This is a genomic window from Streptomyces milbemycinicus, assembly GCF_002154605.1.
Taxonomy (GTDB): Bacteria; Actinomycetota; Actinomycetes; order Streptomycetales; family Streptomycetaceae; genus Streptomyces; species Streptomyces milbemycinicus.
Window position 1 is genome coordinate 1 of the sequence record NZ_MUNE01000374.1, and the last position, 7,610, is coordinate 7,610.

Below are 7,610 nucleotides of genomic sequence, written 5' to 3' on the forward strand. Positions count from 1 at the left end.
CGTCCCCCGATCGGGGGACGCCACATGGGGGATGCCGCAGCGGGAAATCCCGCTCAGCGGGTGTGGCCGTCGCCGGTGACGATGTACTTGGTCGAGGTCAGCTCGGGCAGGCCCATCGGGCCGCGCGCGTGCAGCTTCTGCGTGGAGATGCCGATCTCGGCACCGAAGCCGAACTGGCCGCCGTCCGTGAACCGGGTGGAGGCGTTCACCGCGACCGTCGTCGAATCCACCAGCTGGGTGAAGCGGCGGGCGGCCATCTGGGACGTGGTGACGATCGCCTCGGTGTGACCGGAGGACCACAGCCGGATGTGGGCCACCGCGGCGTCCAGGGAGTCCACGACCGCCGCCGCGATGTCGTACGAGAGGTACTCGGTCTCCCAGTCCTCCACCACCGCCGGGACCACCGTGGCCTTGGAACCCTCCAACTGCTCCGCCAGGGCCACCACCCGCTCGTCGCCGTGCACCGTCACCCCGGCCTCGGCCAGCGCGTCCAGCGCGCGCGGCAGGAACGCGGCCGCGATGTCCTGGTGGACCAGCAGGGTTTCGGCGGCGTTGCACACACTGGGCCGCTGTGCCTTGGAGTTCACCAGGATCTCAACCGCCATGTCCAGATCGGCCTGCGCGTCCACGTACACATGGCAGTTGCCGGTGCCGGTCTCGATGACCGGGACCGTCGACTGCTCGACGACCGCACGGATCAGCGATGCGCCACCGCGCGGGATCAGCACGTCCACCAGACCGCGGGCGCGCATCAACTCGGCCACCGAATCCCGGCCCTCGCCCGGCACCAACTGCACGGCGTCCGCAGGCAGTCCGGACCCGCCGACGGCGTCGCGCAGGACCTTCACCAGCGCGGTGTTGGAGTGGTACGCGGACGACGAGCCGCGCAGCAGCACGGCGTTGCCCGACTTCAGGCACAGCGCGGCCGCGTCCACCGTGACGTTGGGCCGGGCCTCGTAGATGATTCCGACGACGCCGAGCGGCACCCGCACCTGGCGCAGATCGATCCCGTTGGGCAGGGTCGAGCCCCGCACCACCTCGCCGACCGGGTCGGGCAGCGCCACCACGTCGCGCACGTCCGAGGCGATGGCCCGCACCCGCTCGGGGGTGAGGGTGAGCCGGTCGATGATCGCCTCGCTCGTGCCCGCCTCGCGCGCCCGCGCCACGTCCGCCGCGTTGGCCTCGACGATCTCCTTGGTCCGCACCTCGAGCGCGTCGGCCATCGCGAGCAGCGCGTCGTCCTTGGCCGCGCGCGGCAGCGGGGCGAGGTCGGTGGCCGCGACCCGGGCCCGGTAGGCGGTCTGGAGGACCGGGGACTTCGGCCAGGGGTCGGTGAGGGGCGAGGTGGGTGCGCTGGTCATGGAATGAAGCCTACTGAGCGCTCGGCCGTATGCCCTCCGCCGTTCCGCTTTTCGAGACGGAATTCTCACGATGGGAACGGCCGAGCCGCATCAGGACACACGGGCCGCCAAGGGCCGGCCCTATCGGTCCCTGTCAGCCGGCCCTATCGGTCCCTGTCAGTACGGGTGCACCCCTACCGGCGCGGCCGGCGGCGGGCCGTACCCCTCCGCGATGCGCTGATGGTAGGTCTCGCGGTCGATGACCTCGAGGCCGACGATCTCCCAGGGCGGCAGCTTGGCCGTGGACCGGTGCTCGCCCCACAGCCGCAGGGCGACCGCCGCCGCGTCATGCAGGTCCCGGGCCTCTTCCCAGTAGCGGATCTCGGCGTGATCGTTGGCATAGCGGCTGGTCAGCAGGAACGGATGGTCATGCGCCAGCCGCTCGAGCGCCTGCCGGACGTCCCGCAGCGGGGCCTCCGCACCCGAGAGGCTGAGGGTGACGTGCCACATCCGGGTGGCCTCACTGGGCACGCCCGGCGCATCCGCCACGCCAACCGCGTCGGGCGCCTCGCTCACCCCCGCGCCCACGGTCCCGACACTGGTCAGGGTGCGCCCCACCGCTTCCTTGGGCAGCGCCCCTGCTTTGGGCAGCGCCCCCGAGCGCCCTCGTCTCACCGGCGGCCTCCTGTTGCTCGCTGCTCCGCTCACGCGCCGGGCGGAGCCGGTGTTGTGCTGCGGTTACCCGCGGTTCGGTGTACGGGCCCACTGCCGGTGCGGCCCCGTGCAACAAAGTTGACCAGTCCGCGGGAGGCCGCGTGGCGATTTTCCGGAAGCTCTCCGTTGAATGAACGGACTTGTCGGATTTTCTCTCCCCTGAGTGACGTCCGTCACGTGTGCATCATGTGTGCAACACGACCAGGTCGTCCCGGTGCACGACCTCGCGCTCGTACGCGGGGCCCAGCTCGCGGGCCAGCTCGCGCGTCGACCGCCCGATCAGCCGGGGGATCTCCTTGGCGTCGAAGTTGACCAGCCCACGGGCGACGGCCCGCCCCTCGGTGTCGCGCAGCTCGACCGGGTCCCCCGCGGTGAACTCGCCCTCCACGGCGGCGATACCGGCCGGCAGCAGCGAGGTACGGCGCTCCACCACGGCCCGCACCGCACCGTCGTCCAGGGTGAGCGCCCCGCGCGGCGCGGAGGCGTGCGCCAGCCACAGCAGCCGGTCGGCGGAGCGGCGGCCGGTGCGGTGGAAGAACGTGCCGGTGGGGCGGCCCAGCAGGGCGTCACCGGCCCGGCTGGCGGAGGTCAGCACCACCGGGACACCGGCCGCGGCCGCGATCCGGGCCGCCTCGACCTTGGTGACCATGCCGCCGGTGCCCACCCCGGAGCGGCCCGCACTGCCGATCGAGACGCCGTCCAGGTCCTTGGGGCCGGTGACCTCGGCGATCCGGGAGGTGCCGGGGGTGCGGGGATCCCCGTCGTAGAGGCCGTCCACATCGGAGAGCAGCACCAGCAGATCGGCCCGCACCAGATGGGCGACCAGGGCCGCGAGCCGGTCGTTGTCGCCGAACCGGATCTCGTCCGTGGCCACCGTGTCGTTCTCGTTGACGATCGGCACGGCCCCCATGGCCAGCAGCTGGTCCAGGGTGCGGGTGGCGTTGCGGTAGTGGGCGCGGCGGCTGGTGTCGTCGGTGGTGAGCAGCACCTGGCCGACCCGGCGCCCGTAGCGCGCGAAGGAGGCGGTGTAGCGGGCCACCAGCAGGCCCTGGCCGACGCTGGCGGCGGCCTGCTGACGGGCGAGGTCGCGCGGGCGCCGTTCGAGACCCAGCGGCGCCAGGCCCGCGGCGATGGCGCCGGAGGAGACCAGGACTATCTCCTTGCCCTCCGCGCCGCCGGGGCCGCCTGGGGCGCCTGGGGCGCCTGGGCCGTCTGCGAATTTGGCGAGGACGTCCACCAGCGCGTCGACCCGGTCGGCGTCCAGACCTCCCGCCGCGGTGGTGAGGGAGGACGAACCGACCTTGACCACGATCCTGCGGGCCGCGGCCACCTCGTCCCGTACCGCAGCCGACCCGTCCTGCTCGCTCACACCGCTCCCCTGCTCGTCCCCTGGTCGTGCGCGCCCTGAAGAGCGCTTCTTTCTACACACTCATCATGACAAGCGCGCAATGTACGTCAGCCGGGCCGCCGGGTGCCCGCGTATTTCAGCCCCTGGACGCGCCGCCCCCACGAACACCCGACGAACGCCTGACGAACACCCCGATGGCCGTCCACGGGTCGTCTTCCGGCTGCCCGGCAGTCGCCTCGAAGTCGTCCGGTGGTCGCCTGAGCGGCCCTGGGAGGCTCCTTTGGACCCGATTCGAGATGGTTGGCGCGGGCGCGGATTGTCACCGGGCCGGGCTGCGGCATACGGTCAGGGGTCCCCCCATACAGTTCCCTCGTCCTCCTGCCAGGAGCTCAACCCGTGCCCTCTGCCGGAATCGCCCCCCGCCGGGCCGTACAGCTGGCTGCGCTGCTCGCGATGCTGGTGTTCTTCACCACACAGCTCGTCGGCGCCGTGCTCCCGAACGTGCCCCTTCTGATCGCCGCCTCGGCGGGTGGCCTCGCGCTCGATCTCTATCTGCAGCACAAGCAACCGGGACTGCTGTCGCTGCTGGGCAAGGTCCGCCTCGACGTCACGGTGCGCCAGCTGTTCCGGGACATGCTCATCCTGGTGGGGCTGCTGCGCATAGACGGCATCGACCCGCTGAACGAGCAGGCGCCGCTGACGGCCGGGCTGCTGCTGTTCTATGTGACGCACTTCGCCTGCCAGGCCGTCGCCATAGTGGTCCGCCGCACCCGCCAGCTGCCGTTCGTCACCCGCAACATCGACGCGTCGGCGCTGCAGCTGAGCGACGCCCCGCCGCGGCTGTTCGCCCGCCAGCACGCCCGCCGGCTGGTGCGGCTGTCGATCCCGGTCACCGCGGGTCTGCTGGTCACCGCGGGCACCAAAGACGCCTTGTGGGGCGGGATCGGCGTGGCCGTCGGTCTGCTGATCGCGGTCGCCGGCACCGTCCACCTGGGCACCTGGCTGCTGCCGCGCAAGCAGGTGGCCGGCGAGGCCAAGGCGCTGGAGTGGCTCGACAAGTGGCTGGCGGAGTACCAGCCGACGGTCGGCATGTACTTCTCCGGCGGCACCACCTCCGCGTACCAGGCGAACATGTGGCTCTCCACGCTCGCCGCCCTCGACGGCAACCCGATCATCGTGCTCCGCGAGCGCTTCATGGTGCAGAAGATCGACGCGACGGACGTGCCGATCGTGTGCCTGCCCAAGGTCGCGCACCTGATGCGGCTCGAGCACTCCACGCTCAAGGTGCTGCTGCACCCGGCGAACTCCGGTAAGACCTCGCAGGTCCTGCGCATCCCGTCGATCAAGCACGCCTTCATCAACCACGGCGAGAGCGACAAGCTCTCCAGCTGCAACCCGTACGCCAAGGCGTACGACGAGGTGTGGGTCGCGGGCCCGGCGGCGCGTGAGCGCTACCAGCTCGCCGACATCGGCGTCGAGGACAAGGACGTGGCCGAGGTCGGCCGCCCGCAGCTGGCCCCGATCCGCCCCTACGCGGCCGCGGCCACCGGCGCGCTCGGCGGCGCCGGCGCGGAGCACTTCACCACCGTGCTGTACGCGCCCACCTGGGAGGGCTGGGACGGCAACCCGGGCAACACCTCGGTCATCCTGGCGGGTGAGAACATCGTCCGCGAGCTGCTGGCCGACCCCAAGGTGCGGCTCCTGTACAAGCCGCACCCGATGACCGGTTCGGTCGACCCGCGCGCGGGCCGCGCCAACGAGCGCATCATGGCGATGATCGCCGAGGCCAACACCAAGCGGAGCGGCGACCGGCCCGGCCCGGAGGCCGCCGCCGAACTGGCCCGTCGCACCGATGAGCTCAACCGCCTCACCAGCACCTCCTTCCGCCCCAGCGCGGACGAGATCGAGCGTATGAAGCTCCAGGGCGCCCCGGACAAGGACCGCGCCGCGGTCGTCACGGCGGCCACCACGGCCTGGGAGAACGCCTACTGGGCGTCGATGCCGGTGTGGGAGCACCAGATCGTCACCGGTCCCCGGCCGGCCATCTTCGCCTGCTTCAACCAGTCGGACCTGCTGATCAGCGATGTCTCGAGCGTGGTCTCGGACTACCTGACCAGCGAGAAGCCGTACGCGGTGGCGAACACCAGCGGGCTGTCCGAGGCCGAGTTCAAGGCGGGCTTCCCGACGGTGCGCGCCGCGACCATCCTCACCCCGAAGGCGAAGGGCGTGACCACGCTCCTCGATGCGGTCCGCGACCCGGCGAAGGACACCAACGTGGCCGCGCGCGCGGAGCTGAAGGTGCATCTGCTGGGCCCGTCCGACCCGCCGTCGCTGGTGCGCTTCAACGCGGCCGCCCAGGCCCTGTGCGCCAAGGCCGACGCCCGCCGGGCCCGGATGGCCACCCGCCTGGCCGACGAGATCCCCGCGCAGCGCGAGGCCAGGGACGCCGCCGAGGAGGCGGAGCTGGAGCCGGGCTCGCCCGAGGCGGAGGAGACGGCGGCGGTCTGACCCGCCACCGCACGCCCCTGGACGCGTCGCAAAGGGCCCCGGGAGAACGCTCGGTTCTCCCGGGGCCCTTTGCCGTACGCGCCGCCGTAGCGGGGCCTGCCGTACGCGCCTGCCAAGGCTTGCCGTACGCGCCGCCGTAGCGGGCCCTCAGGCGCCGCTAGAAGGGCTCGAACGCGTCGTACTCGTGCTGGGCCTCGTCCCGCTCCGCATCGCGCTCACGGCGGCGCTGGGCGGCCGGGCGCGGGGCCTCGAAGCGGTGGTCCTCGCCGCGGCGGCCGAGCATCTCCGCACCGGCCGTGAGGGACGGCTCCCAGTCGAAGACGACGGCGTCGTCCGCGGCGCCGATGACGACCTCGTCGCCCGCCCGCGCCCCGGCCTTCACCAGCGCCTCCTCGACGCCCAGCCGGGCCAGCCGGTCGGCGAGGTAGCCGACGGCCTCGTCGATGTTGAAGTCGGTCTGGCGGACCCAGCGCTCGGGCTTCTCGCCCACCACCCGGTAGAAGCCGTCCTCGGCGACGACCTTGAAGCCCGCGTCGTCCACGGCCTTCGGGCGGATGACGATACGGGTCGCCTCCTCCTTGGGCTTGGCCGCCCGCGCATCCCCGACGATCTTCGCCAGGGCGAACGAGAGCTCCTTGAGGCCGTGCCGGGAGACCGCCGACACCTCGAAGACCTGGTAGCCGCGGGCCTCCAGGTCCGGCCGGATGATGTCGGCGAGGTCCTGGCCGTCGGGGACGTCGACCTTGTTGAGCGCGACCAGCCGCGGCCGGTTCTCGAGGCCGCCGTACTCCCTCAGCTCCGCCTCGATGACATCGAGGTCGGTCAGCGGGTCGCGCTCGGACTCCAGCGCCGCCGTGTCCAGGACGTGGACGAGCACCGAGCAGCGCTCGACATGGCGCAGAAACTCCAGGCCCAGCCCCTTGCCCTGGCTGGCGCCCGGGATCAGGCCCGGCACATCGGCGATGGTGTAGACGGTCGAGCCGGCCGTCACCACGCCGAGATTGGGCACCAGGGTGGTGAAGGGATAGTCGGCGATCTTCGGCTTGGCGGCCGAGAGCACCGAGATCAGCGAGGACTTGCCGGCGCTCGGATAGCCCACCAGCGCGACGTCCGCGACGGTCTTGAGCTCCAGGACCACATCCCCGGCGTGGCCCGGCTCGCCCAGCAGCGCGAAGCCGGGGGCCTTGCGGCGGGCCGAGGCCAGCGCGGCATTGCCGAGGCCGCCGCGGCCGCCCTGGGCGGCGACGAAGGTGGTGCCCTCCCCGACCAGGTCGGCCAGGACGTTGCCCTGCGTGTCGAGAACGACGGTGCCGTCCGGGACGGGCAGGACCAGGTCCGTACCGTCCTTGCCGGAGCGGTTGCCGCCCTCGCCCGGTTTGCCGTTGGTGGCCTTTCGGTGCGGGCTGTGGTGGTAGTCGAGCAGCGTGGTGACCGACTGGTCGACGACCAGGATCACATCGCCGCCACGGCCGCCGTTGCCGCCGTCCGGGCCGCCGAGCGGCTTGAACTTCTCGCGGTGCACGGAGGCGCAGCCGTGGCCTCCGTTACCCGCGGCGACGTGCAGCTCGACGCGGTCCACGAAGGTGGTCATGACGCTGTGCCTCCAAAGTAGCTACGTACGGAATGTCTTAGGCGTAACGCACCGAGGGCGGACCCTCTTCCCCGTCACGGGGAAAAGCGGTCCGCCCTCGGTGCGTTAC

5 protein-coding genes are annotated in these 7,610 nt (G+C 72.0%); 1 reads left to right on the plus strand and 4 read right to left on the minus strand.

The window, feature by feature from the left end; all coding sequences use genetic code 11:
• Positions 1 to 53: 53 nt before the first annotated feature.
• The 3 genes from CCN51_RS28650 to proB all read right to left on the minus strand — a co-directional run bounded on the left by CCN51_RS28650 (position 54) and on the right by proB (position 3,423).
• The gene (locus CCN51_RS28650; protein ID WP_014179701.1) at positions 54 to 1,361 is read right to left on the minus strand and encodes a glutamate-5-semialdehyde dehydrogenase; all 1,308 of its coding nucleotides are present in this window, start codon (positions 1,359 to 1,361) and stop codon (positions 54 to 56) included.
• A gap of 156 nt (positions 1,362 to 1,517) precedes the next feature.
• The gene (locus tag CCN51_RS28655) at positions 1,518 to 2,015 is read right to left on the minus strand and encodes a hypothetical protein (RefSeq protein WP_055414019.1); all 498 of its coding nucleotides are present in this window, start codon (positions 2,013 to 2,015) and stop codon (positions 1,518 to 1,520) included.
• Positions 2,016 to 2,238: 223 nt separating this feature from the next.
• Positions 2,239 to 3,423 (minus strand): glutamate 5-kinase, encoded by a 1,185-nt coding sequence (gene proB, locus CCN51_RS28660; protein WP_170061338.1) that lies wholly within the window; start codon positions 3,421 to 3,423, stop codon positions 2,239 to 2,241.
• Positions 3,424 to 3,798: 375 nt separating this feature from the next.
• Here proB and CCN51_RS28665 point away from each other — a divergent pair, with 375 nt between their 5' ends.
• Entirely contained in the window at positions 3,799 to 5,910 is a 2,112-nt protein-coding gene (locus tag CCN51_RS28665; RefSeq protein WP_014179698.1) for a hypothetical protein, read from the plus strand.
• 157 nt (positions 5,911 to 6,067) lie between these two features.
• Here CCN51_RS28665 and obgE read toward each other — a convergent pair whose 3' ends face one another.
• A complete protein-coding gene (gene obgE / locus CCN51_RS28670; RefSeq protein WP_014179697.1) occupies positions 6,068 to 7,501 on the minus strand; it encodes a GTPase ObgE in 1,434 nt (477 codons plus the stop codon).
• Positions 7,502 to 7,610: the final 109 nt, after the last annotated feature.